This window comes from Rhodococcoides fascians NBRC 12155 = LMG 3623 (genome assembly GCF_001894785.1).
GTDB lineage: Bacteria > Actinomycetota > Actinomycetes > Mycobacteriales > Mycobacteriaceae > Rhodococcoides > Rhodococcoides fascians.
Window position 1 is genome coordinate 29,789 of sequence record NZ_BCWW01000003.1, and the last position, 26,335, is coordinate 56,123.

28 protein-coding genes are annotated in these 26,335 nt (G+C 63.8%); 19 read left to right on the forward strand and 9 right to left on the reverse strand.

What is annotated here, in order from left to right; genetic code table 11:
* Window positions 1–2 precede the first annotated feature (2 nt).
* The gene (locus RFA01S_RS07980) at window positions 3–1,172 is read right to left on the reverse strand and encodes a thiolase domain-containing protein (protein WP_032406265.1); all 1,170 of its coding nucleotides are present in this window, start codon (window positions 1,170–1,172) and stop codon (window positions 3–5) included.
* Between the two features lie 245 nt (window positions 1,173–1,417).
* Here RFA01S_RS07980 and RFA01S_RS07985 point away from each other — a divergent pair, with 245 nt between their 5' ends.
* Entirely contained in the window at window positions 1,418–2,500 is a 1,083-nt protein-coding gene (locus RFA01S_RS07985; protein WP_032406171.1) for a zinc-dependent alcohol dehydrogenase, read from the forward strand.
* Here the strand turns inward: RFA01S_RS07985 and RFA01S_RS07990 are convergent.
* Window positions 2,487–3,698, reverse strand: a complete 1,212-nt coding sequence (locus RFA01S_RS07990) for a PucR family transcriptional regulator (RefSeq protein ID WP_032406172.1) — start codon at window positions 3,696–3,698, stop codon at window positions 2,487–2,489. The two genes, RFA01S_RS07985 and RFA01S_RS07990, sit on opposite strands and share 14 nt — an antisense overlap.
* A gap of 180 nt (window positions 3,699–3,878) precedes the next feature.
* Here RFA01S_RS07990 and RFA01S_RS07995 point away from each other — a divergent pair, with 180 nt between their 5' ends.
* Window positions 3,879–5,225 (forward strand): MFS transporter, encoded by a 1,347-nt coding sequence (locus RFA01S_RS07995; protein ID WP_032406173.1) that lies wholly within the window; start codon window positions 3,879–3,881, stop codon window positions 5,223–5,225.
* A gap of 24 nt (window positions 5,226–5,249) precedes the next feature.
* On the opposite strand, the gene RFA01S_RS08000 is transcribed toward RFA01S_RS07995, so the two are convergent.
* Window positions 5,250–5,648 (reverse strand): hypothetical protein, encoded by a 399-nt coding sequence (locus tag RFA01S_RS08000; protein ID WP_032406266.1) that lies wholly within the window; start codon window positions 5,646–5,648, stop codon window positions 5,250–5,252.
* 77 nt (window positions 5,649–5,725) lie between these two features.
* Between RFA01S_RS08000 and RFA01S_RS08005 the strand changes: the two genes are divergently transcribed.
* From RFA01S_RS08005 to RFA01S_RS08015, 3 genes are all read left to right on the forward strand, one after another.
* Window positions 5,726–7,006 (forward strand): hypothetical protein, encoded by a 1,281-nt coding sequence (locus RFA01S_RS08005; RefSeq protein WP_139278417.1) that lies wholly within the window; start codon window positions 5,726–5,728, stop codon window positions 7,004–7,006.
* 177 nt (window positions 7,007–7,183) lie between these two features.
* Window positions 7,184–8,149, forward strand: a complete 966-nt coding sequence (locus RFA01S_RS08010; RefSeq protein WP_205914390.1) for an alpha/beta hydrolase — start codon at window positions 7,184–7,186, stop codon at window positions 8,147–8,149.
* Between the two features lie 103 nt (window positions 8,150–8,252).
* Window positions 8,253–8,549, forward strand: a complete 297-nt coding sequence (locus RFA01S_RS08015; RefSeq protein WP_027495602.1) for a hypothetical protein — start codon at window positions 8,253–8,255, stop codon at window positions 8,547–8,549.
* 52 nt (window positions 8,550–8,601) lie between these two features.
* On the opposite strand, the gene RFA01S_RS28505 is transcribed toward RFA01S_RS08015, so the two are convergent.
* A complete protein-coding gene (locus tag RFA01S_RS28505; RefSeq protein WP_072692050.1) occupies window positions 8,602–9,192 on the reverse strand; it encodes a CsbD family protein in 591 nt (196 codons plus the stop codon).
* Between the two features lie 525 nt (window positions 9,193–9,717).
* Here RFA01S_RS28505 and RFA01S_RS08025 point away from each other — a divergent pair.
* From RFA01S_RS08025 to RFA01S_RS08035, 3 genes are read left to right on the forward strand one after another with little or no spacing between them, the layout of a single operon-like run.
* A complete protein-coding gene (locus tag RFA01S_RS08025; protein ID WP_052060426.1) occupies window positions 9,718–11,274 on the forward strand; it encodes a flavin-containing monooxygenase in 1,557 nt (518 codons plus the stop codon).
* Window positions 11,275–11,291: 17 nt separating this feature from the next.
* Window positions 11,292–12,092 (forward strand): alpha/beta fold hydrolase, encoded by an 801-nt coding sequence (locus RFA01S_RS08030; protein ID WP_032406268.1) that lies wholly within the window; start codon window positions 11,292–11,294, stop codon window positions 12,090–12,092.
* Complete coding sequence (locus tag RFA01S_RS08035; RefSeq protein WP_052060427.1) at window positions 12,089–12,766, forward strand: TetR/AcrR family transcriptional regulator; 678 nt, start codon at window positions 12,089–12,091, stop codon at window positions 12,764–12,766. The genes RFA01S_RS08030 and RFA01S_RS08035 overlap by 4 nt, the downstream gene beginning before the upstream one ends.
* A gap of 16 nt (window positions 12,767–12,782) precedes the next feature.
* Here RFA01S_RS08035 and RFA01S_RS08040 read toward each other — a convergent pair whose 3' ends face one another.
* Window positions 12,783–13,871 (reverse strand): ferredoxin--NADP reductase, encoded by a 1,089-nt coding sequence (locus RFA01S_RS08040; protein WP_072692069.1) that lies wholly within the window; start codon window positions 13,869–13,871, stop codon window positions 12,783–12,785.
* A 112-nt stretch (window positions 13,872–13,983) separates the two neighbouring features.
* On the opposite strand from RFA01S_RS08040, the gene RFA01S_RS08045 reads away from it, so the two are divergent.
* The 7 genes from RFA01S_RS08045 to RFA01S_RS08075 all read left to right on the forward strand — a co-directional run bounded on the left by RFA01S_RS08045 (window position 13,984) and on the right by RFA01S_RS08075 (window position 20,064).
* On the forward strand, window positions 13,984–14,991 hold the full coding sequence (locus tag RFA01S_RS08045; protein ID WP_307718870.1) for an alpha/beta hydrolase: 1,008 nt from the start codon (window positions 13,984–13,986) through the stop codon (window positions 14,989–14,991).
* A complete protein-coding gene (locus tag RFA01S_RS08050) occupies window positions 14,988–15,866 on the forward strand; it encodes an SDR family NAD(P)-dependent oxidoreductase (protein ID WP_032406176.1) in 879 nt (292 codons plus the stop codon). Before RFA01S_RS08045 ends, RFA01S_RS08050 begins: the two co-directional genes overlap by 4 nt.
* Before the next feature lies 1 nt (window position 15,867).
* On the forward strand, window positions 15,868–16,788 hold the full coding sequence (locus tag RFA01S_RS08055) for a hypothetical protein (RefSeq protein WP_032366903.1): 921 nt from the start codon (window positions 15,868–15,870) through the stop codon (window positions 16,786–16,788).
* Entirely contained in the window at window positions 16,785–18,308 is a 1,524-nt protein-coding gene (locus RFA01S_RS08060) for a flavin-containing monooxygenase (RefSeq protein WP_032406177.1), read from the forward strand. Before RFA01S_RS08055 ends, RFA01S_RS08060 begins: the two co-directional genes overlap by 4 nt.
* Window positions 18,309–18,420: 112 nt before the next feature.
* Window positions 18,421–19,152, forward strand: a complete 732-nt coding sequence (locus RFA01S_RS08065) for a MerR family transcriptional regulator (protein ID WP_032406178.1) — start codon at window positions 18,421–18,423, stop codon at window positions 19,150–19,152.
* A 79-nt stretch (window positions 19,153–19,231) separates the two neighbouring features.
* Window positions 19,232–19,438, forward strand: coding sequence for a hypothetical protein (locus tag RFA01S_RS08070; RefSeq protein ID WP_027495611.1), 207 nt, complete (start codon window positions 19,232–19,234; stop codon window positions 19,436–19,438).
* Between the two features lie 50 nt (window positions 19,439–19,488).
* Window positions 19,489–20,064 (forward strand): YdcF family protein, encoded by a 576-nt coding sequence (locus tag RFA01S_RS08075; protein ID WP_032406179.1) that lies wholly within the window; start codon window positions 19,489–19,491, stop codon window positions 20,062–20,064.
* Between the two features lie 10 nt (window positions 20,065–20,074).
* Here RFA01S_RS08075 and RFA01S_RS08080 read toward each other — a convergent pair whose 3' ends face one another.
* Together RFA01S_RS08080 and RFA01S_RS08085 are read right to left on the reverse strand one after the other, a co-directional pair.
* Window positions 20,075–20,440: a CrcB family protein gene (locus tag RFA01S_RS08080; protein ID WP_032389785.1), complete on the reverse strand. Its 366-nt coding sequence runs from the start codon at window positions 20,438–20,440 to the stop codon at window positions 20,075–20,077.
* Complete coding sequence (locus RFA01S_RS08085; protein ID WP_080730144.1) at window positions 20,437–20,856, reverse strand: FluC/FEX family fluoride channel; 420 nt, start codon at window positions 20,854–20,856, stop codon at window positions 20,437–20,439. The genes RFA01S_RS08080 and RFA01S_RS08085 overlap by 4 nt, the downstream gene beginning before the upstream one ends.
* A 287-nt stretch (window positions 20,857–21,143) precedes the next feature.
* On the opposite strand from RFA01S_RS08085, the gene RFA01S_RS08090 reads away from it, so the two are divergent.
* The 3 genes from RFA01S_RS08090 to RFA01S_RS08100 are packed head-to-tail and all read left to right on the forward strand — an operon-like array spanning window position 21,144 to window position 23,783.
* Window positions 21,144–21,479, forward strand: coding sequence for an STAS domain-containing protein (locus RFA01S_RS08090; protein ID WP_032372037.1), 336 nt, complete (start codon window positions 21,144–21,146; stop codon window positions 21,477–21,479).
* Between the two features lie 21 nt (window positions 21,480–21,500).
* Window positions 21,501–21,965 carry an ATP-binding protein gene (locus RFA01S_RS08095; RefSeq protein ID WP_052060429.1) on the forward strand — a complete coding sequence of 155 codons (465 nt, stop codon included), beginning with the start codon at window positions 21,501–21,503 and terminating at the stop codon, window positions 21,963–21,965.
* A 21-nt stretch (window positions 21,966–21,986) separates the two neighbouring features.
* Complete coding sequence (locus RFA01S_RS08100) at window positions 21,987–23,783, forward strand: ABC transporter ATP-binding protein (RefSeq protein ID WP_052060430.1); 1,797 nt, start codon at window positions 21,987–21,989, stop codon at window positions 23,781–23,783.
* Window positions 23,784–23,786: 3 nt separating this feature from the next.
* Here RFA01S_RS08100 and RFA01S_RS08105 read toward each other — a convergent pair whose 3' ends face one another.
* Both RFA01S_RS08105 and RFA01S_RS08110 read right to left on the reverse strand, forming a co-directional pair.
* Entirely contained in the window at window positions 23,787–24,173 is a 387-nt protein-coding gene (locus RFA01S_RS08105; RefSeq protein ID WP_032366898.1) for a hypothetical protein, read from the reverse strand.
* Between the two features lie 90 nt (window positions 24,174–24,263).
* Entirely contained in the window at window positions 24,264–24,773 is a 510-nt protein-coding gene (locus tag RFA01S_RS08110; protein ID WP_032366897.1) for an arsenate reductase/protein-tyrosine-phosphatase family protein, read from the reverse strand.
* A 164-nt stretch (window positions 24,774–24,937) separates the two neighbouring features.
* Between RFA01S_RS08110 and RFA01S_RS08115 the strand changes: the two genes are divergently transcribed.
* Window positions 24,938–26,332, forward strand: coding sequence for a DUF7159 family protein (locus RFA01S_RS08115; RefSeq protein ID WP_052053538.1), 1,395 nt, complete (start codon window positions 24,938–24,940; stop codon window positions 26,330–26,332).
* The last annotated feature ends 3 nt before the right edge of the window (window positions 26,333–26,335 follow it).

A 26,335-nucleotide genomic window follows, 5' to 3' on the forward strand; every position in this document is an offset into this window, starting at 1 on the left:
GCTCATCGGACTCCCTCCAGAACGGTGGCGTAGTTCGCGACTGCTGCTCCGCCCATATTGAAGACCGCGGCCCGATGCGCGTTTGGCAACTGCATGTCTCCGGCCTCGCCGGTCAATTGCATTGCCGCCATGACGTGTTGGGACACGCCCGTAGCCCCGAGTGGATGCCCCTTCGCCTTCAGGCCGCCGGATCGATTGACCGGCAGCAGCCCGTCGGCCTCGGTGCGGCCCTCGGTCAGTACCTCGCCGCCCTTACCGGGCTCGGCAAGTCCGAATGCCTCGTACTGCAGAAGCTCCGCGATGGTGAAGCAGTCGTGCGTCTCGATCAGGTCCAGGTCCGCGAGGGTGACCCCAGCCGCGGCGAGGGCTCCGCGGAATGCGCGGGCACCACCGTCGAACGCAAGCACGTCATTGCGTCGGGCCAACGCGAGGTGATCGTTGGCTTGATGACGACCGAGAATTCGGACCGAACGGCGCGAAGTGCTGGCAACCTCCGGCAACGCGACGACCATGGCGGCGGCACCGTCGGACACCAGGGAACAGTCGGTACGCAGTAGCCTGCCCACGACAGCAGGGTTCTTGTCCGACGGTGTCGCGCAGAAATCGAACCCGAGATCGCGTCGTAGATGCGCGTAGGGGTTGTCTACACCGTTGCGGTGGTTCTTGGCTGCGATGCGGGACATCGCCTCCCGCGGATCACCGTAGCGATCGGCGTATTCATCGGCGAGAGAGGCGAATACACCAGCAAAGCTGCCCATGTGCTCCTCGGTTGCCCGATGAGAACCAGAAAGGAGAATGTCGTTGATGGCGTCGTTCGAGGTGGCCGTCATCTTCTCGGCACCCACGATCAATGCGACTCGGCCTCGCCCTGCCTGCAGATAGTCGAGCCCCGTGTAGAGGGCGGCGCTGCCGGTGGAGCACGCATTCTCCACGTGCACAGCAGGAACGAGAGCCAGATCGGGCTGACCGGCACCGACGAGTGCGCCCTCGAAACCCTGCCGGGAAAAGCCGTTGTTGAACACGCCGACGGTGATGATGTCGACGTCCGCGGCGTCGAGTCCTGCGTCGGCGAGAGCGCTGACCGACACCTCGGCGATCAGCGACTCGACGTCCGGGCTCTCGCTTTTCCCGAATCGGGTATGTGCCCAGCCGATGATGTGCGGTGCGCTCACGTCTGTCCTCTCGTCATGTCGCATGAGGCGGATCACGTCCCCACGCCCTGTCATGGTCGTCGTACGCCACGTTGCGGTGCACCGTCGCAGGACGAGAGGACTTGCGGCGAATTCCTCTCGTTGTCGAATGCCGCTGTTGCGACAGCGGGAGGAAAGCTGGACTCGTTTCCCCTCTCTCGGCTCGATGATCGGGGATGGCTGCCGCAACAGACTGGGTGCACATCGACACAGAATGAGGGGCTGACGTGCGCGCAGTGCTCAAGACCGAACCTGCTCCGGGCTTCGACCTGGTGAACGACTACCGCGAGCGAGACCTGGAGCGTGGACACGTCCGCATCGAAGTCGGTGCAGTGTCGGTGTGCGGGACCGACCGTGAGACGTACGAGTACGGTCCGGCAGTCCGCGACCTCGGCTTGCGGTTGCCGGTGGTCACGGGGCACGAATGCGCAGGCACCGTGATCGAGGTTGCCGCCGATGTATCCACATTGCGCGTGGGAGATCGCGTTGCTGTCGAGACTCATGTCGGGTGCTTGACCTGCTACCAGTGCACACGCGGCAATGCCCACAATTGCCTGCGGATGGACCTTCTCGGTCTGACGATGGACGGCGCATTCGCCGAGCGAGTGGTACTCCCGGCGTCGACGTGTTTCCGTCTACCGGACGAGCTGACACTCGAAACGGCTGCTCTCCTCGAACCTGCGGGGAGCGCGATGCACGCTGTGCAACGGAGCGGGCTGAACCTGGACGGCGCGCACGTCCTGGTCAGTGGTGCCGGGCCCGTCGGTCTGGCCGCGCTGCAGATTGCTCGCGCGAAGGGAGCCGAAGTGCTTGTGGTCGAACCGAACTCGCACCGCGCCGCAATGGCAGTCGAACTGGGTGGATCGCTGGTGGCGTCGGGTGAACACCTTGTGGAGCGGGTGTGGGAAAGGACCGGCGCGGCGCAAGGCGTCGACTTGGTTCTCGAATGTTCCGGAGCCCTCCCTGCGCTTGCGGCTGGGTTCGACGTCGTCCGCCGCGAGGGCACCATCGTGAGCGTCGGGTTGACCAACCGACCTCTCGAACTGAACGCGACACGGCAGTTGATCAGCCGGGGACTGACCCTGCGCGGCAGTTTCGGTCGTCGGATCTGGGATTCGTGGACGGAACTTGCCGGCCTCGTGGCATCGGGAAGCGTTGATCTTTCCCGTCTGGTCTCGCACCGCATGGAACTCGAAGATGTGGAAACGGCCATCGGGATGCTGTCCGGTGACGCATGCAAAGTGGTCCTCTATCCGCAGGGAGTGCCGGCGGAACTTCGTGATTCGGCCGTGTCGCTCAACGCCCTGTGAGGGGCGGGAACGGATCGAATCCCTCGGCTCTCATGGCGTCGGCGACGCGTAATCCGAGGTGCAGGTGCAGACGAACGGTGCCGTCGTCGAGGTCGATGTCGACCGCGTCGCGGATGCGGTCGAGTCGGTAGTACAACGTGGTTCGGTGAATGAAGAGGGCCTCCGCGGCTCCCGGGCCCGATCCAGCGTGGTCGAGGAAAGCCCGCAACGTATCGAGCAATCGGCCGGACGGGTCCACCTCGGCGAGGCGGCGTAGTTCCTGTGGAACCGCGGTGATGTCGAATTCCTGTGTCGGGATCCTGGCCAGCACGCCGAGGACCCCGGCACGTTCCCAGCTGACGACCGAGTCCTCACCGAATCGGCGCGCGATTGTGGCTGCGAGGCCGGCCTGCCGTGCGGACAACCACGCCTCGTTCATCGCAGGTACGAGCGCCCCGATTCCGGCTTCGACACTCGTGCCGCGGCCCGCCACGTCTGCTGCGTCGCGCACCATCGTTCGGGCCTCGGCGACGACGGTGTCCAGGTCGCGTGCGGCAGTCGCCAGGTACACGAGATGCCCGGCGGCGCCGTCCACACTGTGCAGCGCATCGCCGCGACTGCGGGAACGAGCGGCGACCAGTGCATGCCGCAGCGCAATCGCAGTCAGGTCGTTGTCCTTACCCTGCCGCAAGGCCAGGGTGACTACGCGTACACCTCCGGGTATGACAGCCAGTTCCGCGAGGGCACCCTCGCGCGCGGACTTTTCAGGCCCGAGTGCCGCAGTCACCAGGGCCTCGGAACGACCCGAATCGAGTGGCATTCGGTCTGCCACCATCAACGGGGCGACCTCGTTCGCCACCTCACCGATTCGAGCCAGATCGGCATCGGTGACAGTTTTCTCGGCATCGATCACAAGGATCATGCCCAGTGTCTCGCCGCGCCAGCGAATGGGCACGCCTGCACGGGCGTGAAGACCGAGCGCTTCGGACCCGTCGATCCTGCCGGGCTTGGTCCATTGACCGATGCCGCTGGACAGCAGAAAACCGATGGCCTCGCTGCCTGCATCGCGGTTCAGAATAGCTCTGATCCGAACGGGGTCCTCATCGCCGAAGTGGCGGCTGGCGAACAGCATTCGTACTTCGGGGTCGTTGACGACGACCGATCTGCCGAGCTCATCGGCGAAGCGGTCGACCACAGCTTGGACGCTGTCTCTCGACATGGGCCGAGCGTACGCGTGGTGAATTCGGCTCGAAGGGGCCCTATACGGTGCGTTCGACAAAGAGAGGAAACTAGGAGCTCGAGGTTCGTCAGTAAACGGTCGTGACTCAGGTCACTGCGGGAGCACAGTGTGTAAGCCCGCCTCATGTGGTGGGTCTCGGATCGAAGACTGGAGCGATAGATGACGTCACGCACCCACCTGCCCGGCGCTGCGACGCCGGACAACGAGATGGCCAACCGCGTGATGCGCAAAGTCGCACTGCGCCTGATTCCGTTTCTCGGGCTCGCCTATTTCCTGAACTACATCGACCGGACGAACATCTCGTTCGCCAAGTTGACGATGAGTGAGGATCTCGGCCTGACCGAGACAATGTACGGACTCGCCAGCGGCTTGTTCTTCGTCGGATACATCCTGTTGGAAGTGCCGAGCAACCTGGCTCTGCACAAGTTCGGTGCGCGTCGTTGGATTGCTCGAATCCTGGTGTCTTGGGGACTTATTGCGGCGCTGATGGCATTTGTACCCAACGCGACCTGGCTGAACATCGCCCGCGTTGCGCTCGGTATCGCCGAGGCCGGCTTCTTCCCCGGCATCATGCTTTACCTGACGTTCTGGTTCCCCAGGGCAGTGCGAGTCCGACTCGTAGGCGTGTTCATGGTTGCGCTACCACTGTCCAGCGCGTTCGGTGCACCGATTTCCGCGGCGATCATCCAGTACTGGCACGGGCTGTTCGGCCTGGAGGGATGGCGAGTGATGTTCCTCGTCGAAGGCATCCCCACGATCCTGCTCGGCATCGCAGCATGGTTCTACCTCACCGACCGGCCGCGTGAAGCGAAGTGGCTCAGCGCAGATGAACGCACCTGGCTCGACACGCGTATGAATTCCGAGCACTCCGAGAAGGCCGAGTCCGGCCACGGGTCCGTTCGTGATTCACTGCGTAACCCGACGGTGTGGCTACTCGGCGTGACGTACTTCGGCATCGGCTACGGGTTGTTCGCGATCAGCTTCTTCCTGCCGACGATCGTGGCCGGATTTGCCGAGCAGTTCGACACCACCTTCTCGATCGCCGAGAACGGAATGATCGTAGCGGTGCCGTTCTTTATCGCCTCGGTTGCGATGATCCTGTGGTCCAGACGATCCGACCGCCGCAAAGAGCGGATGTGGCACCTCATTGCCCCGACTGCCCTTGCTGCAGTGAGTGTTCCGATCGCCATGTACATGAGCTCGCCGTTCCTCACGATGGTGTTCATCACGCTCACCGCAGTGGGTATCTTCTCCGCACTGCCGATCTTCTGGTACTTGCCGACTACCTTCCTCACCGGGGCTGGAGCCGCAGCGGGCATCGCACTGGTGAACACCATCGGTGCATCGGCAGGACTTGCAGCGCCCTACATGACGGGTTGGCTGCTCGACACCACCGGAACCTCGAAAGCCGGCCTCTGGGTGGTGGGTGCCTTCATGGCCATGGCGGTGGGACTGCTGTTCGTGGTGCGAGCGCGCTTGGCCAAGCTCGATCGAGAACTGGTGTGATGCAGTCCTAGTCGGGCACCAGGGTCAGCCGATGCCGGGGATGTAACCGGGGTAGACGAAGTGCCGTGGACCGCCGCCGGGGAGCAAGTGGCCCGTCGAACCCGGGTAATTCATGTTCAGCGGAATGAGCTTGTGCGGGTTGCCGTTCGAGTCGGCCTGCCAGCACTCCAGCAGTACGCCATGGAATCCGGTGCACACGATGCGAGTGCTGTTGCCGTAGGGCGAGGTCAGTCGATTCTCGCTGACGAAGGGATTCCAGTAGTCCGGGTCCTGAGGAGTGAGGAACACTCCGGTGACGTCCTGCGGAGCAGTCGGGCTCGGGTACGGCGGCGCGACGGGCCATTCGTCGGCGTCGGCGGTACCGACTCCGAGTGCGGCGGCACCTGCGACGACAGCAACCGTGACGGCGATACGACGAAACATGGCGCACTCCTGACGTTGGGTTCGCGTCGAATAGACCACACATGGCCGTCGATTGGGAAGCCCTCTACATTGAACGCGTGATTGCAGCGGATCGCGTCTTGCCCGTAGTGGTCACGGCCATCGGCGGATTCGTGGCCGGATATTCGATTCGTGAATCCCTCGGCCAGGATGTGTTCCACATCGAGTCGACGGGGAAGTGGTACGGAGCGTTCGTCACCGCGCAATGGGCTGGCTCTATCACTGTTTTGATGGCGGTGCTCGTGCTCGTGGCGGTCCATCGCCGTCGCCCCCGGATATCGGCTGCCGTAGCAACCGTTCTCGGCTCGCTGCTGGTGGCGCTGCCGTCCTTCGTACCGATCGCGGCCAACCAAGCGGTGACGACCAATGCGCTCGGTGCCGGCGCTCTGGTCGGCATCTGCGGATTCATCGCCGGTGGACGCAGGCTCCCGTCGGGCGGCCTTGCAGGAGGACTGCTGGGCTCGATGTTGTTCTACAGCGCGATCTCCCGGCTACGCGGACCGCGTGAGGGTCGGTGGATGGACGGGCTGGGGCCGTATCTGGTGGAATCCACGGTCCCGCTACTCCTCCTTCTCGCAACCACTGTCGTGCTGCTCGTGGCCGTCCGGCGGGCATCCGTGGGCCGACTCGAAACCTCCGACGCAGTAGCCGCTCTCGTGCTGGGATTCGTCTGTCTCGTGGTCTACATCTATCTGGGCAATACGACGTCGACGGCGGCCACGTGGATGTTCGCCGTCGCCATCGTCGTCTTGGTGGCATACGGTGTTGCGTTCGACCTCGGTGGCCTCGACGGCCGATACGTGATGTCGGGCTTGGCGATAGCGGCATCAGGAGTCAATGCGCTCGGGTGGGGCGACGCGTCGTGGTGGGTACTCGTCGTGGCCGCGGTGTTGTTCGTCGGAGCGGTGGGAGTGGGCCTGCGACGCGATCTCACCACCGCCGCGTGTGCACTGCTGACCGTTGTGACGGCCACCGGTCTACTGCCCATCGGAGACGACTCGATCAATACCGTTGGGACTGTGTGCTATTGCGTGCTGCATCCCATCGCTGTCGGATTGCTCGTCGGATCGGCACGAGTGACGCGCACGGTGGCGTCGACCATCGGTCCGCTCGTACCGTTCGCACTGACGCTGTTCTCGGTGTCGGCACCGGTACCGCCGCGGGTGTTCGGTTGGACGGATGGGACATCCGACGACTATGTGCCGCCCATTGTCTGGCTGTATTCGCCACTTCCCGTCGGTGTTGTCGTGGCGGTGATCGTCATCCTGGTGTGTCTCGTCCTCGGTTCGAGGGCCGAGCGCGAGCATCACGATCGCGTCTCGGATTCGTCCGGTCCATAACGCTCGGGACGTTTGCTCGAGGTAACGTCACCTCATCTTCGGCCGATGTAGAAACTCGACCGGTGTAACTCGACGAAAAGGTGAAACAGCGTGCCACGATCTCGACGACACGGCTTCCAGCGATTCGGTTCGGCTGCGGCCGTCGCCCTCGCAGTGGCGATTCTTCCGACCGCGCTGATGACGCCCGTCGCGTCCGCGGACGAACTGCCCGCGGCAACGACTCAGTCGAGCAACGGCTCGCGAATCGAATCGGTGAACACCCTCGACGGCCGCCAGGTTCAGCTCCAGGTGTACTCCGCGTCGATGAACCGCACCATTCCGGTAACGGTGCAGCGTCCCGCCGACGAGAGCGTGTCGCGTCCGGTGCTGTACCTGCTCAACGGTGCAGGTGGCGGCGAGGATGCCGCATCGTGGCAGTCGCAGACCGACGCCGAGGCCTTCCTGTCGGACAAGAACGCCTACATCGTGACTCCGCAGAAGGGCAAGTGGTCTTACTACACCGACTGGCTGCAGGACGATCCGAAGCTCGGCAGCAACAAGTGGAGCACCTTCCTCGGTGAAGAACTGCCTCCGCTGATCGACGCCCAGTTCGACACCAACGGTCGCCAGTCGCTGGCAGCGTTGTCCATGACGGGCACGTCGGTTCTCAACATCGCAATCAAGTACCCGGGCAAGTTCACCGGTGTCGCGGCATACAGCGGTTGCGCGCAGACCTCGGACCCGATCGGGCAGCAGTTCGTCAAGCTCGTCGTCGAGACGTACGGCGGCGGAAACGTCGAGAACATGTGGGGCCCGCTCGACGGCCCCGTGTGGCGCGAGAACGATCCGCTACTCAACGCCGAGAAGCTGCGCGGCACCCAGATCTACATGAGCACCGGCAGCGGACTGCCCGGCATCCCGAACGACACCTTCGCCAACCCGCGCCTGAAGAACGACCCGGCGACGCTCGCCAACCAGGTCATCGTCGGCGGCGGCATCGAGCTGGCCACCAACTTCTGCACGTCCAACCTGGCCAAGCGTCTCGACCAGCTGGGAATTCCGGCAACTGTCGACTTCCGTCCGGTCGGCAACCACTCCTGGGGCTACTGGCAGGACGACCTGCACAAGTCCTGGCCGTTCCTGGCAGGATCGCTCGGCATCTGATTCCTTCTTATCGAAGACGGCCACCCGCACCTCGTGTGCGGGTGGCCGTTTCTCGTTGCGGGGACAGGTATGACTGCGATCGAATCGAACGTATGATCGAACGATGGCACGACGCGCTCAACCTCGACCCGCGTCTGCCGTGCGTCCGTTCAAGATGCTCAGACCACCACTCAAGGTGTGGATCGATCTGAACGTCCTCTACCCGCTACCGCCACATCACGCGTCGAAGTTCAATCCGGAAGGCTTCGATGTTCGACGCGTGGTCCCGGGGGATCTGGTCGAATGGTCCATCACCGTCGACGGCGATTGGTTGGGTCGCGTCACCTACGAACTGATGTCGCGAGACCGGAGCGAAACCGTCACACACTGGGTGCCCAGCCGGGCGCTGAAACCGCTGTAGAACGAGCGAAAGCCCCGCCCGAAAACGAGGCGGGGCTTTCGGGTGATCACCTTCAGAAGCTGTGCTTACGCGCCTTCTTGGCGAGCTTGCGGGTGGTGCGCTTCGACGGAACGAACAAGTGTGCAGCGCTGCGTCGACGGTTGCGGCGACGGATCAGCACGAATGCGACGGCACCGGCGGCGGCTGCAATGGCAGCGATGATCGGAGTGCCGATCTTGGCGGCCTCGGCCACATCCTCGCTGTCGATGTTGCGGACCGTGGTCTTCACGTCGTCGGCGACGGCGGAGGCCTTCTCGGCTGCCTTGTCGGCGACCTGGGAGGCCTTCTCCTTCACGTCGTCGACGTCGACGTTCTCGACCTTGTCCTGGACGGCGCTCTTGACGTCTGCGGCGGTCTCGGCTGCCTTGTCGGCAACGTCTGCAGCCGCGTGCTTGGCCTGCTTGGTAGCGCCGGCCGCGGAGTCGGCAACGCTCTCGGCGGCGTCGGAAACCTTGTCGGCAGCCTGCTGAGTGTTGGCCTTGGCCTGGTCGGTGGCCCCTTCGGCGCGAAGGCTGTCGTCACCGGTGGCCTCACCGGCCTTCTCCTTCGCAGTCCCGGCCAGTTCTTCTGCCTTGTGCTGAGCCTTGTCGATGAAGTCGGCCATCGGTATCCCTCTTTCGTGTAGGTCGTCTCCGGAAACCGGAGCGGTGACGTCGCGGACGACGCCGGTAAGTATGAGTCGAACTCGACGGTCCGAAACATACGTCCGACCACGGGTGTTTCGGGTCACTACGACGAGTAGCCGTATTTGTGCTGCTCGGCGTGCTGTGACTACTTCGTCGAACGCGGCCACCACGTTCGACGGCGTGCGCGCGTCGCACGTGCTGAGTAGGCCGTCGACAACGAGCGCCGGTCGAAGTCCAGTCCCGACCCTCTCGACGTGAGCAGGATCAGCGCGATGACTCCCGCAGCCCCGACCGCCACGGGAGTCATCGGCTACTGGTTCCGGTTGCGTTGGGTGTACACCCAGCGAAGAGAGTGCGGTCCATGGCAGCTCCTGTCTGTGTTGTCACCAAGGCTGCCATTGACACCGCCACCAGTCAATGGCACATTATGTGATGTTAGTCGCGGTGTCGCTGCTCGGTCGGCGTCCGGGCGATGGTGTTCGGTGAGACAGCGAGGCGCGTCGATGAATGCAGATACCTGGCCCGAGGTCGACGGTTCGACCCACGACAACTTCAGGGACGTGCTCATCATCGGTGCGGGAATCTCGGGAGTCGGAGCCGCGTATCGACTGCAGGAGATGGCACCGGAGCTCAGCTACGCGATCCTCGAAGGGCGCGAGCGAGCAGGCGGTACCTGGGACCTGTTCCGGTACCCGGGAATTCGTTCGGACAGCGACATCTTCACGTTCTCGTTTCCGCACACGCCGTGGCAGGGAAACACCCTGCTTGCCCATGGCGAAGACATTCGCAACTACATCGTCGATACCGCTCACACCAACGGCATAGACGAGCACACGCACTTCTCGACCTCCGTCGTTGCGGCGAACTGGGATTCGTCGACCGACCTGTGGACCGTCGACACGCTGTCCGACGGCGTTCCGCGGACGTATCGAAGTCGATTCGTGTTCTTGTGTACCGGCTACTTCGACTACTCGGGTGGGTACACCCCTGACCTTCCCGGGATGGAGAAGTTCACCGGGCAGGTGGTGCACCCCCAGCAGTGGCCGGAAGATCTCGACCACACCGGCAAGCGCGTCGTCGTGATCGGAAGTGGCGCGACCGCAATCACTTTGGTGCCTTCGCTTGCGGTCGATGCTGCGTCGGTGACGATGCTGCAGCGTTCACCCACGTACATTGCGTCCCTGCCGATGACCGATCCGTTCACCACACTCACTCAGCGTGTGCTGCCGGACTCCCTCGCGCACACTGCACTGCGGTGGCGCAATGCGCTGTTGATGGTCGGCTCGTATCAGCTGTGTCGACGTGCCCCGAAGACGGCCCGCAGGGTGTTCCGAGCAATGACGAAGGCGCAGCTCCCGCGTGGATACGATGTCGACAAGCACTTCAAGCCGACGTATGCCCCGTGGGATCAGCGGCTGTGCGTCGTGCCGGACGGCGATCTCTTCAAGGCCATTCGCTCCGGCCGCGCGACCGTGGTGACCGACCGGATAGCCGAGATCACCGCCGACGGGATCCGGTTGGAATCCGGTGACGAGATCCCCGCCGACATCATCGTCACCGCAACCGGATTGAAGCTCCAGGCGTTCGGGGGTATCGAATTGTCTCTGGACGGTGAGCGGCTCGAAGTGCACGACAAGTTCGTCTACAAGGGTCACATGCTCGAGGACGTACCCAACGTTGCATGGTCCATCGGGTACACGAATGCATCGTGGACGCTCAAGGCCGACATGACGGCGCAGGCAGTAGGAAAATTGTTGGTGTACATGCGGTCTCACGGCTACACCCATGCAATCCCGGACCGGCAGGGCAAGGCCGTCGACTCTCGTCCGGTCGTCGACCTCGCCTCCGGATACGTCACGCGTTCCCTGAACGAGCTACCCAAATCAGGGACCGAACGTCCCTGGTCGGTGCGGCAGAACTACATTCTCGACAGGATCGACGCACAATTCGACGATCTGACGGAATCGATGACATTCGGCCGAGCCGACAACGCACGTGTGGCGGGGGCGGATATCGCGCCCGTGCACCGCATCTGGCCGAGAAAGGTCGGCACGCAGTGACTTCCGACATCGACGGTCTGACCCTTGCGCACACGATCCGGGGTGAGGGCCCTACATTGGTGCTCATTCACGGCATCGTGCACCGACAACATGCGTGGGACAGTGTCGTCGACATACTGGCGCGGCATCGACGAGTAGTGACGGTGGACCTGCCCGGCCACGGCGCGTCACCGGACTTGCCCACCGAGGAATTCGATCTGGGGCCGTGGATCGTGGCCGAGTTGGAGCGATTCCTCGAGCACGTGGCGGTGGACGGCGAGAAGCCGCACGTGGCCGGAAATTCGCTGGGCGGTTACTTTGCGCTCGAACTGGCTGCCCGCGGGTCGGTCGCCTCGGCGACCGCCCTGTCACCGGCCGGATTCTTTCGCGGACACTGGGATCAGACCCGGGCGCTCCTCGTGTTCCGACTGTTGCGAGCGTTGTCTCGAGTGATCAGCCCGATCGCACCTACCGTCATGCGTTCGGTCGTCGGCCGCACGATCGCCAACGGCGTGTTCTACGCCAAGCCGTGGCGAGTTCCCGCAGCGACGGCCACGATCGACGCACTCAGCATCACCACCAACCGTGCGATCGACGCAGCCGGAAATGCAGTGCCGCGCTTCAGCATTCCGGTCGACGAGACCGTTCCCGTCACCGTCGCGTGGGGCCGTCGTGACTTGGTTCTGCCGGTCTATCAGGCACCGCTCGTGCGTCGAACCTTTCCGCAGGCCGAAGTGACGACGTACCCGGGTCTCGGGCACGTTCCGATGTCGGACGATCCGCAGCTGGTGGCGTCGATTCTGCTGAGGGGATCACGAGCGGTACCGCAGTCGGCATGAGCGCGGTGGTCAAGGTGGACGGGCGAAGCGACCGGTGGCGCGACCACAGAATCACCCGGCGACGTGAACTGCTCGATCGAACACTGGCAGCGATTCGTGAGCATGGACACGACGTGGGTATGGATGCCATCGCCGCAGCGAACGGTGTCTCGAAAACCGTTCTGTACAAACACTTCGCGGACAAAAAGGGTCTCGCCGACGCTGCGATGGCTCGATACGTCGAGACTGCACTGGTGCCGCGGATCCAGGACGCGATGTCCGAGGACCTCGATGAGTATCACCTCACTCGCGCAGTGATTTCCGCCTACGTCACGACGGTTGCCACAGATCCCGAGATCTACATCTACGTGCATGCGAACAATGCGGTCGGTGGCAACCAGGACATCGTCACCGCATCGGAAGAACTGATCGCAGAGTTGCTGACGACCGTCATCGCCGACAGATTTCGAGAGCGGGAGTTCTCGACGGCCGGCTCGACGCCCTTCGCTTTCGCCATGATCGGTGCGGTCCGGTTGGCGTCGCACTGGTGGATGTTCGACCGGACCATGACGGTCGACGAGCTCATCGACTACCTCACCATGATGGTCTGGGGCGGTATCGCGGGGATTGCACGAGCCTCCGGCTCCGCCGCGGCGTTCGCCTCGAAGCCGCATTCGTTGACGCTCGAGGGCTGAGCGCCCTCCTCCGGGATCAGCGGTCGAACACCGCACGAACGCTCGTGGAATCGGGCACGGACTGGCAGGCCAGTCGGACGCCGTGCTGCAGTTCGTGTTCGTCGAGCGTCTCGTTGGCGAGCATGTTCACCGTGCCCTCGGTGAGGGTGTACGCACAACCGCCGCAGGTTCCTTCGCGGCATACGTACGGCGGGTCGAGACCCAGCTCGAGAAGTCGGTCGAGCAGCTTCGTGTCTGCATTCCAGGTGAACTCGGTCTCCATTCCGTCGATCTCGACATGAGCGGCCACGGAGTTCGCGCCGGGTTCGTCGGAAATCGACGCGCCCCTGGCCTGAAACGGATTCGAGTCGAATGAGGAGAACACCTCGCGGTGTGTTCTGTGCGCCGTCGTACCGGTGCGAGCGAGCCACTCCTCGGCGACGTTCATGTATTGCGTCGGTCCACAGAGGAAGGCCTCGCAGTCGGACGGAGTCGTCACGTTCATCGAGGCCAGTCCGGCAGCGGTGGGTAACCCCGATTCCGAGGTGTACCAGTGGTGAACGTCGAGTCGTTCGGGGAAGCGCGACTGCAGTTCGGTCAGTCGCTCTGCGAAGATCACCGAGTCGCGATTCTGGTTGGCGTAGACGAGGGTGATCCGATTCTCGTGCTGCACCAGGGCGGTCTCGAGTATCGACATGATCGGGGTGATGCCGCTGCCGGCGGCCAGCAGGACGAAATGGTCGTCCCAGCTCTTGGGTCCGAACATGCCCGACGGCTTCAGCGCCTTGAGTCGCATCCCACGAACAGCGTTGTCGTGCAACCAGTGTGATGCCAGACCGTCCTGAATGCGCTTGACGGTCACAGTGGGGAACGGGGCCCGGACCGGAGAGCTGGAGAAGGAGTAGCACCGGGCCACCGATCCGCCGTCCGTGCACGGAATCTCCAGGGTGAGGAATTGTCCCGGCTCGTACCGAAACTGCGCTTCCCGATGCTCGGGAACCAGAAAGCCGAGGGAGATCGCATCTTCGGTCTCGCGGGTCACCTCGGCGATCTCCAACTCGAAGATCCTGTCCTCGGGACCGATGGCAGACGCATCCAGTTCCGCCGGTGGATTACTCCTGAACATCGTCACGTGTGCTCGCTCCCTTGCGCTTTCGGTGTTGGACGCCACTGTCGCACACTTCACCACTAAATAATAGGCCATTGACAAATGGCGAATAGCGGGTGAGGGTGATGACGTGACTCCGACCACCGACGACGACTACCTGCCTCGCGGCGCTTTCAGGGCCGGGTCTCGGCGAACCCGTCTGGCTGCCTTGATGACTCGGCTGATTCTGCGTCCGATGACGAACCTGCTGCCGACCTCACGCGGCGGCATCGAGTTCTCTCGACGCCTCGTCGCCACCTCGATGAACCTGTGCGGTCCGGTCCCGAAAGGAACGGCAGTGGACCTCGTGGCCGAAGGCCCGGTTCGCGGTGAGTGGGTGCGAGCGCCCGGCCTGTCGCCGGGGCCACGCGTGATCCTCTACATCCACGGCAGTGCATACGTCATCTGCTCGGCGCGGACGCACCGTGGTCTCACCGCACGATTGTCCAGGGCGACGAGCCTGCCGGTGTTCACGGTCGACTACCGGCTCGCCCCGGAACACCCATTTCCCGCCGCAGCCGACGACCTCGAAGCCGCGTACCGCTGGCTGCTGGGCCAGGGGTACGACGCATCGAACATCGTCATCGCCGGGGACTCCGCCGGCGGACACCTGGCCGCTGACCTGATCATCGAGAACGACCGAACCGGGACGCCGCAGCCGGGAGCATTGGTGTTGTTCTCGCCGTTGATCGATCTCGACTTCGAGCTATCGGCGCGCATGGAACGCACGCGCAAGGACCCGATGATTTCGGCGAAGGCAGCGCGAGGACTCGTGGCGCTGTACACCGACGGCCACGATGCGGATCTCCCGCGTCTCCGGCTCGATCTCGGACGTGTGCGAGAGCTGCCACCGACGCTGATCCAGGTGGGCGGAGCCGAGATGCTCCGGGGCGACGCTCGGCACCTGCACACGATGATCACCGCGGCAGGCGGACGGAGCGAACTAGAGATCTGGCCCGATCAGATGCACGTGTTCCACGCTCTCCCGAGGCTGATCCCCGAGGCAGCGCATGCACTCGAGCATGCAGCCAAGTTCATCGAACATGCACTCGAAACCACTGTTGTACAACAAGAGTCGAAGGAGCAGGTAAGTCGATGAGAAGCAAGACCGGAAAACCCTCGTACGGTTCGAGAGCGGTGGTGACCGGCGCGGGTAGCGGGATCGGCCGTGCTTTCGCACTCGAACTGGCTGGCCGCGGAGGCGTCGTGATGTGCGCTGACATCTCGTTGCCGCGCGCGCAAGAGACAGTAGCGATGGTGAACGCCCTCGGTGCCACCGGATACGCCGTCGAGTGCGATGTGTCGGTACGTGAGAACGTCGAGGAACTGGCGCTTCGTGCCGGCATCGAATTCGACGGACCGACCACGGTGCTGATCAACAACGCAGGTGTCGGAATCGGTGGAAAACCCATTGGAGACATCGGGTTCGAGGACTGGAACTGGGCACTGGGGATCAACCTGTGGGGCGTGATCCACGGCTGTGAGGCGTTCACTCCTGCGCTTCGAGCCGCCGGTGAGGGCGGAATCATCAACGTCGCGTCCGCCGCGGGCTTCGCTGCCGCGCCGCTGATGGGTCCGTACAACGTCGGGAAGGCCGCGGTGATGAGCCTGTCGGAAACGATGGCTGCGGAACTGTCGGGTACCGGTGTGCGCGTGTCGGTTCTGTGCCCCACGTTCGTCAAGACCAACGTGGCCGTCGACGGGCGAATCACCGTGAGTTCGTCCAGGCTCGCCGAGTTCGCGATGCGCTGGACCGGACGGTCTCCCGACAAGATCGCTGCCAGAACGCTCGATGCATTCGACCGGGGCCGGCTCTACGTCGTGCCCCAGTTCGACGCCAAAGCCGTCTGGCGGTTCAAGAGATTGCTGCCCGCCGTGTACGTGCGCTTTCTCGGCTTGCTCAATCGTGTGCTGCCCGCCGAGCAGCAGCCGGCGAAGAACGAATCCCTCACCTCGACAACCACAGGAGCCTGACATGGCAATGGACTTCGAAGACATGTTGACCAAGATCAAGGACCGTCAGTGGGCATTGGCGGACATCGACTGGGACGGCCCGGGAGCCGAGACCATCAGCCCCGAACTGCACGCCAAACTCAAGCCCTTCATGTCCGATCTGATGTGGATCGAGAACGTGGGCGCTCGCGGCTTCGCGGCGATGGCGCTCAAGGCACCGAACGAGACTCTCGCGGAGATCTATCGCTACTTCCACGCGGAAGAGCAGAAGCACGCCAACGCCGAGCTCGCTCTCATGCGTCGTTGGGGCATGCTCGACGGTGACCGGATGCCCGAGCCGAACGTCAACGTCAAGCTCGTCATCGACTGGCTCGACAAGCATTCCGACGGGCTGTCTCTGACCGTGCTGGGCACCGTCATACCGATGCTCGAGGTGGCCCTGGACGGCGCGCTGGTGAAGTTCATCATGGACGAGATCGACGATCCGGTGTGTCAGGCCGTGTTCAAGAAGATCAACTCCGACGAATCTCGGCATCTGGCGGTCGATTTCGCGGTCATCGAATTGCTCGGGCATTCCCGGATGCGCAAGCTGGTGGTCGAGACCATCGGTGCTTGGATGAACCCGGCCCTCATCGTCGGATTGCTGCGCTACATCCCACTGCTGAACAAGATGCGCGACAACATCGTCGAGATGGGTGTCGACGAGGAGCGGCTCTACACCGCGATGAAGCGATTCCGCAGTGTGGGGGAGCGTAGCCCCGAGGCGCTCCGCGTGCCGATGTATCGATTCGTGCAGTGGCACAGCAGCATTGTCATCAACCGCAAGCATCCATACCACCGCGTTGCGGATGGCCTGGTGAAGCTCACTCGCCGGTACCCGACCAAGACTCTCAATTCCGAGCCCACCTGGGCCAAGGAACTGACCTACGAGCCCGTCGCATGAGCGATTTCGATGTGCGCGACGGTGTACTCGACGCCGTGATCGTCGGTGCGGGATTCGCCGGAATCGGTACCGCTATCCGACTGCGCAACAGTGGAATCGAGAATGTCGCGATCCTCGAACGCGGCAGCGCCGTCGGTGGAACCTGGCGCGACAACACTTACCCGGGCGCAGCCTGCGACATACCGTCGAGGCTGTATTCGTACAGTTTCGCGCCCAATCCCAACTGGTCGCACACCTATTCCGGTAGTGGTGAGATTCTCGATTACATCCACACAATGGTGCGTGAGTTCGACATCGGATCGCGTATTCGATTCGGACACAACGTAGTCGACATCATCTGGAACGAGGCGGCCGGGCATTGGCACGTGAGCATCGACGGGCACCCCGATGTTCGGGCGCGCACGGTGGTGATGGCGTCGGGGCCGCTCGCCAATGCCAGCCTGCCGAACATTCGAGGCATCGATACCTACGAGGGACACAAGATCCACAGTGCACGGTGGGATCACGACTACGACTTCGAGGGTAAGAAGGTCGCGGTCGTGGGAACCGGGGCGAGCGCGGTACAGATCGTGCCCGAACTGGTGAAGATCGCCGATACGGTCAAGGTGTTCCAACGCACCCCGGGTTGGACGCTGCCCAGGATCAATCGAAAGGTGCAGGCAGGCACCAAGCATCGATACGCCCGGTACCCGCAGACGCAGGCCCTGGCGCGGTCGCTGTGGTTCTGGGGGCACGAGTCCGTTGCCCTCGGTGTCGTGTGGAAGACCCCGTTGACGCGCATCGTCGAACTGGTCGGGCGCGCGCATCTGCGTCAGCAGGTTCGCGATCCGTGGCTGCGGCGACAGCTGACACCCCGATTCCGGGCCGGCTGCAAGCGATTGCTGATGACCAGCGACTACTACCCGGCCCTGCAGAAGCCGAACTGCACGTTGGTGACCTGGCCGATCGCGACGCTCTCACCCAAGGGCATTCGAACCGTGGAAGGCGTCGAGCATCAGTTCGACGCCATCGTCTTCGCGACCGGGTTCGACGTGTCCAACACCGGAACACCCATTCCGATCACCGGACGCGACAGCCGCGTGCTGGCCGACGAATGGAGCGCGGGAGCCAAGGCGTACAAGAGCATTGCAGTATCGGGCTATCCGAACATGTATTTCACCTTCGGGCCGAATTCCGGCCCGGGACACAGTTCGGCATTGGTGTACATGGAGGCGCAGATCGACTACATCGTCGAGGCGATCTCTCTGGTACTCGAAGGAGATCTGCACAGCGCCGATGTGCGCCAGGACGTCCAGGATGCCTACAACGAGGACATGCAGCGCAAACTGGCGAAGACGACCTGGAATTCCGGTTGCAGCAGTTGGTATCTCACCGAGGACGGCTTCAACGCGACCATGTTCCCGGGTTTCGCCACCCAGTACGTCAACCAACTCAGAGGTGTCGAACAGGGCGATTTCACCATGGTTCCGCGCCGCGTCGACCTGCCGCAGGAACCGGCACAGGTCGTCGCCCACTCCTGAATCGCTCGAGAGCACGCTTGTCGTTTCGATGACGGTCGGATTCGGCTCTTCCTTCCGCCGCGTGGTCGACGTATATCCTGAAGGTCGACGCGCGGCGGAGGTAAGGAGCTCGGTGGAGTATCGAATCGACGACTTGGCCCGAGAGGCCAAGACGACCACTCGCAACGTGCGGGCGTACCAGGAACGCGGGCTGCTGCCGCCGCCCACGCTCCGAGGACGAGTAGGTATTTACAACGACGATCACCTGACTCGATTGAAGGTGATCGACTCGCTGCTTCAGCGGGGGTTCACCTCGGCGCACATAGCCGATTTCCTGTCGGGTTGGGAGCAGGGCAAAGACCTGGAAGAAATCCTGGGCCTGCAGGAAATCGTGACTCGCAAGTGGTCGTCGGCCGAGACCACGGTCATTCCCGTCGAACTGATTGCGCAATTTCTCGGTGAGGACAACGACGACATCGTTGCCCGACTGATCGAAGCGAAACTGATCAGAATCGACGGTGACCAGTGCGAGATTCTCGATCCGACCCTCCTCGAGGTGTTCGTCGACCTGAGTCAGTACGGCTTCACATTGGAACGTCTGCTCGACCAGCACGAGCGGACCGCGTCGAAAATGAACGAAATCGCCGAGTCGATGGTCGGGAGCGTGACCGACCATCTGGCCGCGAAACACGGGCCAGGTTGGCTGCCCAAGTCCGGAGAGGTAGCCGAGACCACCGAGATGTTCGAGAAGATGCGCAGCCTTGCCATGAAATCGGCACAGGCAGAACTGGCCCGCGCCCTGGACCGGGTACAGGAACGCGCCCTCAACGATTATCTGTCGGAGACTCTGTCGAAGCGCACGTGACGTGGTTTGAAGCCTGCCACAATCGGACATACCTGCCCTTCGACAGCCGAACGGCGGCTGACCGCCTAAGGGGGCACCAATGAGGTTCGTAACGTTGATCGTTCTGGTTTGGCTGATCATCGGCGCATTCGCGTCGTATCAGCGCGGAGACTTCGAGAACGCGCCCGAGAACTGTGCAGGTGCGGGCACCATCGCCCTGACCGTCGTCGCAGGTCCGCTCAACTACTTCGGAATCAACCCCGAGGTCACGGACTGCAACGTCACCGTGCCGCAGCCCAGCGAGTGATCTGAGTCGCTGACCGCGCGCTCGCGGAGCGCCTTCCCTAACCTGGTGAGGTGTTCCGCGGACGCTGGTTGCTGTTTCTCGCCCTGGCGATCCCGGTTGTCTTGGTGTCGTCGGTAGGTGTCGGCGGCTACCTCGCGTTCACCAAAGCTCGGGTGGATCCGCTCGTTGCCGCCGACGCCATCGTGGTGCTCGGCGGCGAACACGACGGACGTGAGGCCTACGGCATCTCGCTCGCCCAACAAGGCCTGGCCACGACAGTGGTGCTGTCCGATCCCTACGGTTCCAGCGATCCGACGATGAAGAAAGCCTGCGCGGCGTCCACGTCGCAGTTCGAGGTGTTGTGCATTCCGCCGTCGCCCTCGACCACCCGTGGCGAAGCCATGTTCACCGAAACCCTTGCCCGCGAACGCGGCTGGAACCACGTCATCGTCGTCACGTGGCGATACCACCTCCCGCGGGCTCGATTCGTCTTCGATCAGTGCTTCGACGGAACCGTCACGATGCGTCCGACGCCTCGCTCATACGACTTCTCACTCGTCGAATGGGAATTCACGTACCTGTACCAGATTGCAGGGTTCGTCAAGGCCGGAGTGCAGGGCTCCTGCCAGGATTCGGGAACCGACTGACCGGATTCGGTCACAGAATCTTGTGATAGAGCGTCACACCGGACTTCCACGCCAGGAACCCGAACATCACCGCGGCGATTCCACCCACCACGTTCGCGCCGAAGAACAGTGCTGCCGAGCGATACCGACGATCTCGCGCAAGCCCGATCGTCGCCAGTGTCGTCCCCGCCAGCGGAGCCACCGACGCCAGAAACCCGACCGCCACCACGGAGCGAACAGCATTCGGCGGATCGAGTGCGAACACCAACCCCAGCGCGGCACACGCCACCAGATTCAATGCCGTCGCCCGTCGCCTCGACCGCAGGGCGAACGAGAACACGAACTGGCCCAGAGCCGCGAGTCCGCCGCCGGCCGCCACCAGAATCAACGTCGTCACAGCGTCTGGCTCGTTCGTGCCGGTCTCGTGATCGCAGCCCCGACGGCCATCGCGATCAACGCGAACACCGGCGTCGCCACCAGATAGATCACCGAATTCCACGCCCCGCGATGGGTGACCGCCTGAAACGCGTACAGACCGAAAGTCGTCAGACCGCACGCAAGACCGAACAGCCCGGCCCGAGTCACCGGAGCCCGACGACCGGACAGATACCCCAACGCAGCGCCGACGAGCAGACAGCCGAACACATTCACGCCGAACGTGGACAACAACTGCCACCGCGGCGTCGCCCGCCACGTCCACACCTCGTACCGAAGCGCCGCACCGACCGCGCCGCCCACAACGACCGCGACGTACTCCCCGAGCGAGCGACGACGCAGACCGCGACCGTCCATGGAATGCAGGCCCTCGATCACCTGGACGAGCCTAATGCGATCGATACCCCTCGGCTGAGTGAGCCGACGGCGGCAAACCAACCCGAAGCCGACCCCGAGGGGACTCAATGTCACGTTCGGTGGTCCGGAGTGGAGCCTGCGGAACGACCATCGACACTTTTCGGGGGTCAATGTCACGTTGAGTGGACCTGCCGGGGGTCGATGTCACGTCGAGTGGACTTCGGCGGCGGTGGCGGGGCGGGGGAGCGAGGTAAAGTCTTCGTGTGACTGCGGACGAATCGGGGCTCGGACCCCAGCATTTCGATGTGATTGTTGAATGGCGTGATCAGGATGTTGTTCTGTCGGTGTCGGGTGAGTTGGATTTGGTGACGGCTCCTGATCTGTCCGAGTCCGTGGCTCTGGTGCTCGAGAAGTCGCCGTCGGCTGTGGTCATCGATCTCAGCGATGTGGGTTTCCTCGCATCGGCAGGCATGTCGCTGCTGGCTTCGACGCATCAGCAACTGGGCGGTAGTGCCGGGTTTGCCGTGGTGGCGGACGGTCCGGCGACGGGGCGTCCGTTGACTTTGGTCGGGCTCGACGAGGTGTTCGGCATCTATGCGACGGTCGACGAGGCGCTCGTTGCGATTCATGCGGGTAGATCCTGAAGTTTTGGGTAGACGGGACTCATGATGGCGACTCTCTTCGGAGGTGACGACTCACGTACCGACAGTTCGATCTCGACGGCAGGTGCGCGAATGGAAGAACTGCTGTTCACCGACGAGCCTGCCGATCCGGATCGAGCGTCGGAGCTTCGGCGTGAACTCGGTGACTGGTTGAACGAGTTGGGCGTCGACCCGGATCGCGCGTACGACGTCGTGTTGGCGACGTACGAGGCGATAGCGAACAGTGTCGAACATGCGTATCGCGATCACACCGACCGAGGAACCCTCGACATTCGAGTGTTGTGCGGTGCGCAGGGCCGGATCGATGTGAAGGTGACCGACCGCGGCGATTGGGCGACCCGCAATTCCGATCCCAACCGAGGTCGAGGCGTCCCACTGATGCGGGCTCTGGCCGATACGGCGGCGGTGACGTCGGACCAGAACGGCACCACGGTCCACATGATCTGGGACGCGATCGGTACCAGCTGATCGTTGCTGCACACTGACTACATGGTCGATGTGCAGATCGCGACAGCCGAGAAGAAGAAAATAACGGTACCCAACCTACGGGTGTTGTGGCAGTTCGTGCGGCCTCATCGGCGCACCCTGATCCTGGGCATGATGCTCGGCCTGATCGGTACCGGAACGGCGTTGGCTACGCCGATGGTCGCCAAGGGTGTGCTCGACGGACTCGGCACCGACGCGTCGCTGATCGTTCCCGTCGTCGTTCTGGTGGCCCTGTTGGTCGTCGGCTCGGCCGTTCTGTATCTGCAGTGGATCGTGCTCGGGGTGTTGGCCGAGCGGATCGTGCTCGACGCACGCAAGTCGATCGTGCGGAAGTATTTCGGTGCCACGGTCGGCAGCCTGAACACTCGGCCCACCGGTGAGTTGGTCACCCGCGTCACCTCGGACACCGTGCTGCTGCGTGAGGCGACATCGAATGCGCTGGTGGCCATAGTCAACAGCGTCGTGGGTCTGGTGGGCGCATTGATCCTGATGGCGGTTCTGGATCTGGTATTGCTGGGCGCGATCGCGGTGGCCATCGTGGCGATCGCAGTGTTGTTCGCCCGGCTGATGCCTCCGATCGCCATCGCGCAGAGGCAATCACAGGAAGCGATCGGACGACTCGGCGGCATTCTCGACGGCACCCTGCGGGCCATCCGAACGGTCAAGTCCAGCAGAGCCGAGACTCGCGAATCCGAACGCGTCATCGCGGAGGCGCGGACCTCCGCTCGGCACAGCGTGCACGCCGTCAAGATCTCGGCACTGGCGTGGACCTTCGCGGGTGGCGGCGTGCAATTGGCCATCATCGGCATTCTCGGCCTCGGTGGCTACCGCGTCAGCACCGGGGATCTTGCGGTATCCAGCTTGATCGCGTTTCTGCTCTATGCATTTCAGGTCATGAGCCCGGTCTCCACCCTCGCCACCAACATCACCGCGTTGCAGGCGGGTATGGCCGCGGCGGCGCGGATACGTCAGATCGACGACCTCGTCGTCGAAGTGGGGGAGGAAGGTGCCCCCGCGCCGACCCAATCCGTTGACGACGCTGCTCCGGCGCTCGAATTCCGGAGTGTGACAGCACGTTACGGTCCGGGACGAGATCCGGCCGTGCGAGGAATCGACCTGGACGTCCCCGCGCGTGGCCACACAGCGATCGTCGGTCCCTCCGGTGCAGGCAAGACCAGCGTGTTCTCGCTGATCCTGCGGTTCCTGACGCCCGAGAGCGGCGAGATACGGCTCGGCGGAACGCCGTACAGCGAGCTCACGATCGACGAGGTGCGCTCTCGACTGTCCTACGTGGAGCAGGAGACGCCGGTGATCCCCGGTTCTGTGCGGGAGAACCTGTTGTTCAGTCACCCGGACGCCAGTGAGGGTGACATCTGGGCGGCGCTCGAGTCGGTGCACCTGGATTCGACCATCCGCGCTCTGGACGAGGGATTGGACACCGACCTGATCGGCTCGACGGTGTCCGGTGGGCAGCGGCAACGAATCGCGTTGGCGCGGGCCATCGTTCGACGCCCACAGATCCTGCTGCTCGACGAGGCGACGGCTCAGGTCGACGGACGCACCGAGGCGGCGATCCACGAGGTGATCCGTTCCATCGCCGAGGATGCTGCCGTCGTCACCATCGCGCATCGGTTGTCCACCGTGCTCGACGCCGACACCATCCTGGTGATGGACGACGGGGTGGTTCGCGCACGTGGAACGCATGCGGAGCTCATGGCGTCGGACGAGCTGTATCGAGAACTTGTGGCCGCGTTGAGAATCGGAGACAGCGCGCCCGATCTGACAGCGGGCCGTCCGTGAGATCTACCGGCCCGACTCGGTGGTCGTGGGCTCGTCGGTCGTCGGCTCGTCGGTCGAGTCCTCGTCGGTGGTGGTCGTGGTAGTTCGGTCCGACCGCTTGGTGGTTGTTCGGGGCGTCCGCGTCGTCGTCTGAGGCCGCTCCGGCGTCGTCGTCGGCGGCTTGGCGGTGGTGGGCACCGCGACCTGCCAGGTGGGAGACGGCGGAACCACGACGATTGCGGACGTCGGAGACGCCTGGACCGAACTGAGGGAGTCCGACTTCAGCGCAGGCGGCCTGACGTCCTGGCTCGAATCGTCGAACGCGCCACCGAGGGCACCGATGACCAGACCCACGGTGACGGCGACTCCGGCACTCGCCACTGCTGCCAACGCGATGACCTTGTCGCGCATGAACAGACCCTAACGCCGTGGCCGCACCCGGGTGGTCGGCAATGATGCGAGAACGTTACCGCAGCGTGCGAATTCGTGGTGGGTCGAAGGTTACGGCTGCGCCAGTCGGAGAACATTCGGCAACGATGCTGCGATCAGCTCGCCGGCTTCCTCGTACACGGACGGGTCGCGCCGGTACGGGTCGCCGATATCCAGCGTCTCGACGCTGTGGACGGCCCGCGCGTCGGCGAGGGCAGCAACCGATCGTGCGCCCGACGCCGCGGCCAGGCTCGACGCCTCGAGCAAGGTGAAGGTGCGACGCATGTGCCTCGGCGACAGCGCGAGCACGGCGTCGCGATGCGACGCGGTCATCGTCAGAACGAGTTCGGCGTCGGCGGTGATCGCCGGAGTGAGGCGTCGAGCCACGAAGCCCTCGGGATCGCCGCCGAGTTGCGACAACACCAACGCTGCCGTCGGGTCCATCGCGTGCCCGGTCAGTCCCTGTGTCCCGGCACTGCTGGCGGTCAGCTCGAATCCGCCCTCACGGGCGAAGGCGACCGCAAGGCGCTCGGCAGTCGGAGATCGGCAGATGTTGCCGGTGCAGACGAACAGAACTCGCATGCCGCAACTGTAGTGGTGTGGCTGGGTGCCCCAGGGGGCACCTGAACGCACCACTGCGGCGCAGCCGCACCGACGCGCTACAGTGATCAATTGGGGGGATCGAGACTGGTTCGTGACATGAAGTCTCGGCGTGTGTTGACGGGGAAATCGACAAGAGGCAGGTAATGACCGAAGTTCTCGGTGTGTCGGTGGGGGCCAGCGCGGTGCGCATGGCTCGACCCGACCTGCGCCCTCAGGATTCGGGACGCCTCGACTTCCACCACGACACCGTCGACGCCTACTGGGACCGGGCCGAGGAACTGGCCGCCGAGTCCATCGGCGTGGTGCTCTCGCAACCGGGCAACGGTGGCCCAGTGCAGGCAACCGGCGTGGCGTATCGCGACCAGCAGCAGTTCGGTGAGATCCAGCAGGCCATGGCCGGTCAGCGGCTGTACAACTATCGACTCGTTCCCGAGGCTCGGGCTGCGCTGCAGTACCTCGAAGCGTCGGGCGAGCTGGGGCATTTCGGCACCATCGCGTTGTACGACCTGGGCAGTTCGGGTCTGACGATCAGCGTGATCGACCGCGGTACAGGCCAAGTTCTGCTGGCAGAACGCACCATCGACATCAGCGGCGACGACTTCGATCGCCTGATCGCCGACAACCAGTTGGCCAAGCAGGGCGTCGACATTGCCGACAACCAAGAACTGAGCGCGTTCACCGCGCGGTGCCGGGTCGCCAAGGAACAATTGTCGACCAGCGGCGCTGTATGTCTTCCGGGCGACGGCGGTGTCATCCTGATCTCCCGCGAGGCATTCGAGTCACTGGTGACCGTCCCGATCGAGTACTCCGCTCGCCTGGTTCGAGACGTCATCGGGCGTTCTCCCAAACATGTCGACGCGCTGTTCCTGATCGGCGGCGGCGCCCGAATACCGCTGGTCGGAGCCATACTCGATGCTTGGGTCGGGTTACCCGTCGTCACTCCGGCAGACCCCGAATCGGTTGCGGCCCGAGGAGCGGCACTGCTCGCCACACCGGTCGTCGAGGCACCGCACCAGCCGGTTCCCCAACCGAATGCGCAGTCCAACCCCCAGTCGAATCCGCAGTCGGGCGGGCGACAGCCCGCGGCCGACCCGGCGTCGCTGACCGGTGCACCCGATTGGTTGACTCCGGAACCCCACTCCGACAAGCCAGCGGATTCGAAGCGCAAGGTGCGCGGTGCGGTACTGGTCGCGGGTGGTCTCGTCGCGGTCGCCGCCCTCGGCTTGTCTCTCGGATACGGGGGTGGGTCGCCGGCCCCGACCAGTGCACCGGCAGATTCACCGGTGCCGATCACTGCAGGTCCCACGACGACCCGGGTCACCCCGACGCCGACGACGCCACCGCCGACCACAACGCCGCCGCCCACGTCCGAGCCCGTTCAGGCTCCGGCTCAGACGTATTCCGAGCCCGAGTACGTGCCGCCCGCGGCACCGGCTCCTGCGCCTGCCCCGGCACCGCTGATCCCCGGTCTGCCGCAGATCCAGCTTCCACAGATCCAGCTGCCGCCGCCTCCGGTCATTCAGCTTCCACGCTTCTAGCCG

Excerpts from the sequence above, each read along its gene's own strand:
- RFA01S_RS07990 (WP_032406172.1), bottom strand. The coding sequence starts at position 3,698 with ATGTCGAGAGACAGCGTCCAAGCTGTGGTCGACCGCTTCGCCGATGAG.
- RFA01S_RS07995 (WP_032406173.1), top strand. The coding sequence starts at position 3,879 with ATGACGTCACGCACCCACCTGCCCGGCGCTGCGACGCCGGACAACGAG.
- RFA01S_RS08000 (WP_032406266.1), bottom strand. The coding sequence starts at position 5,648 with ATGTTTCGTCGTATCGCCGTCACGGTTGCTGTCGTCGCAGGTGCCGCC.
- RFA01S_RS08010 (WP_205914390.1), top strand. The coding sequence starts at position 7,184 with ATGACGCCCGTCGCGTCCGCGGACGAACTGCCCGCGGCAACGACTCAG.
- RFA01S_RS08015 (WP_027495602.1), top strand. The coding sequence starts at position 8,253 with ATGGCACGACGCGCTCAACCTCGACCCGCGTCTGCCGTGCGTCCGTTC.
- RFA01S_RS28505 (WP_072692050.1), bottom strand. The coding sequence starts at position 9,192 with ATGGCCGACTTCATCGACAAGGCTCAGCACAAGGCAGAAGAACTGGCC.
- RFA01S_RS08025 (WP_052060426.1), top strand. The coding sequence starts at position 9,718 with ATGAATGCAGATACCTGGCCCGAGGTCGACGGTTCGACCCACGACAAC.
- RFA01S_RS08035 (WP_052060427.1), top strand. The coding sequence starts at position 12,089 with ATGAGCGCGGTGGTCAAGGTGGACGGGCGAAGCGACCGGTGGCGCGAC.
- RFA01S_RS08040 (WP_072692069.1), bottom strand. The coding sequence starts at position 13,871 with ATGTTCAGGAGTAATCCACCGGCGGAACTGGATGCGTCTGCCATCGGT.
- RFA01S_RS08050 (WP_032406176.1), top strand. The coding sequence starts at position 14,988 with ATGAGAAGCAAGACCGGAAAACCCTCGTACGGTTCGAGAGCGGTGGTG.
- RFA01S_RS08055 (WP_032366903.1), top strand. The coding sequence starts at position 15,868 with ATGGCAATGGACTTCGAAGACATGTTGACCAAGATCAAGGACCGTCAG.
- RFA01S_RS08060 (WP_032406177.1), top strand. The coding sequence starts at position 16,785 with ATGAGCGATTTCGATGTGCGCGACGGTGTACTCGACGCCGTGATCGTC.
- RFA01S_RS08070 (WP_027495611.1), top strand. The coding sequence starts at position 19,232 with ATGAGGTTCGTAACGTTGATCGTTCTGGTTTGGCTGATCATCGGCGCA.
- RFA01S_RS08095 (WP_052060429.1), top strand. The coding sequence starts at position 21,501 with ATGATGGCGACTCTCTTCGGAGGTGACGACTCACGTACCGACAGTTCG.
- RFA01S_RS08100 (WP_052060430.1), top strand. The coding sequence starts at position 21,987 with ATGGTCGATGTGCAGATCGCGACAGCCGAGAAGAAGAAAATAACGGTA.
- RFA01S_RS08105 (WP_032366898.1), bottom strand. The coding sequence starts at position 24,173 with ATGCGCGACAAGGTCATCGCGTTGGCAGCAGTGGCGAGTGCCGGAGTC.
- RFA01S_RS08110 (WP_032366897.1), bottom strand. The coding sequence starts at position 24,773 with ATGCGAGTTCTGTTCGTCTGCACCGGCAACATCTGCCGATCTCCGACT.
- RFA01S_RS08115 (WP_052053538.1), top strand. The coding sequence starts at position 24,938 with ATGACCGAAGTTCTCGGTGTGTCGGTGGGGGCCAGCGCGGTGCGCATG.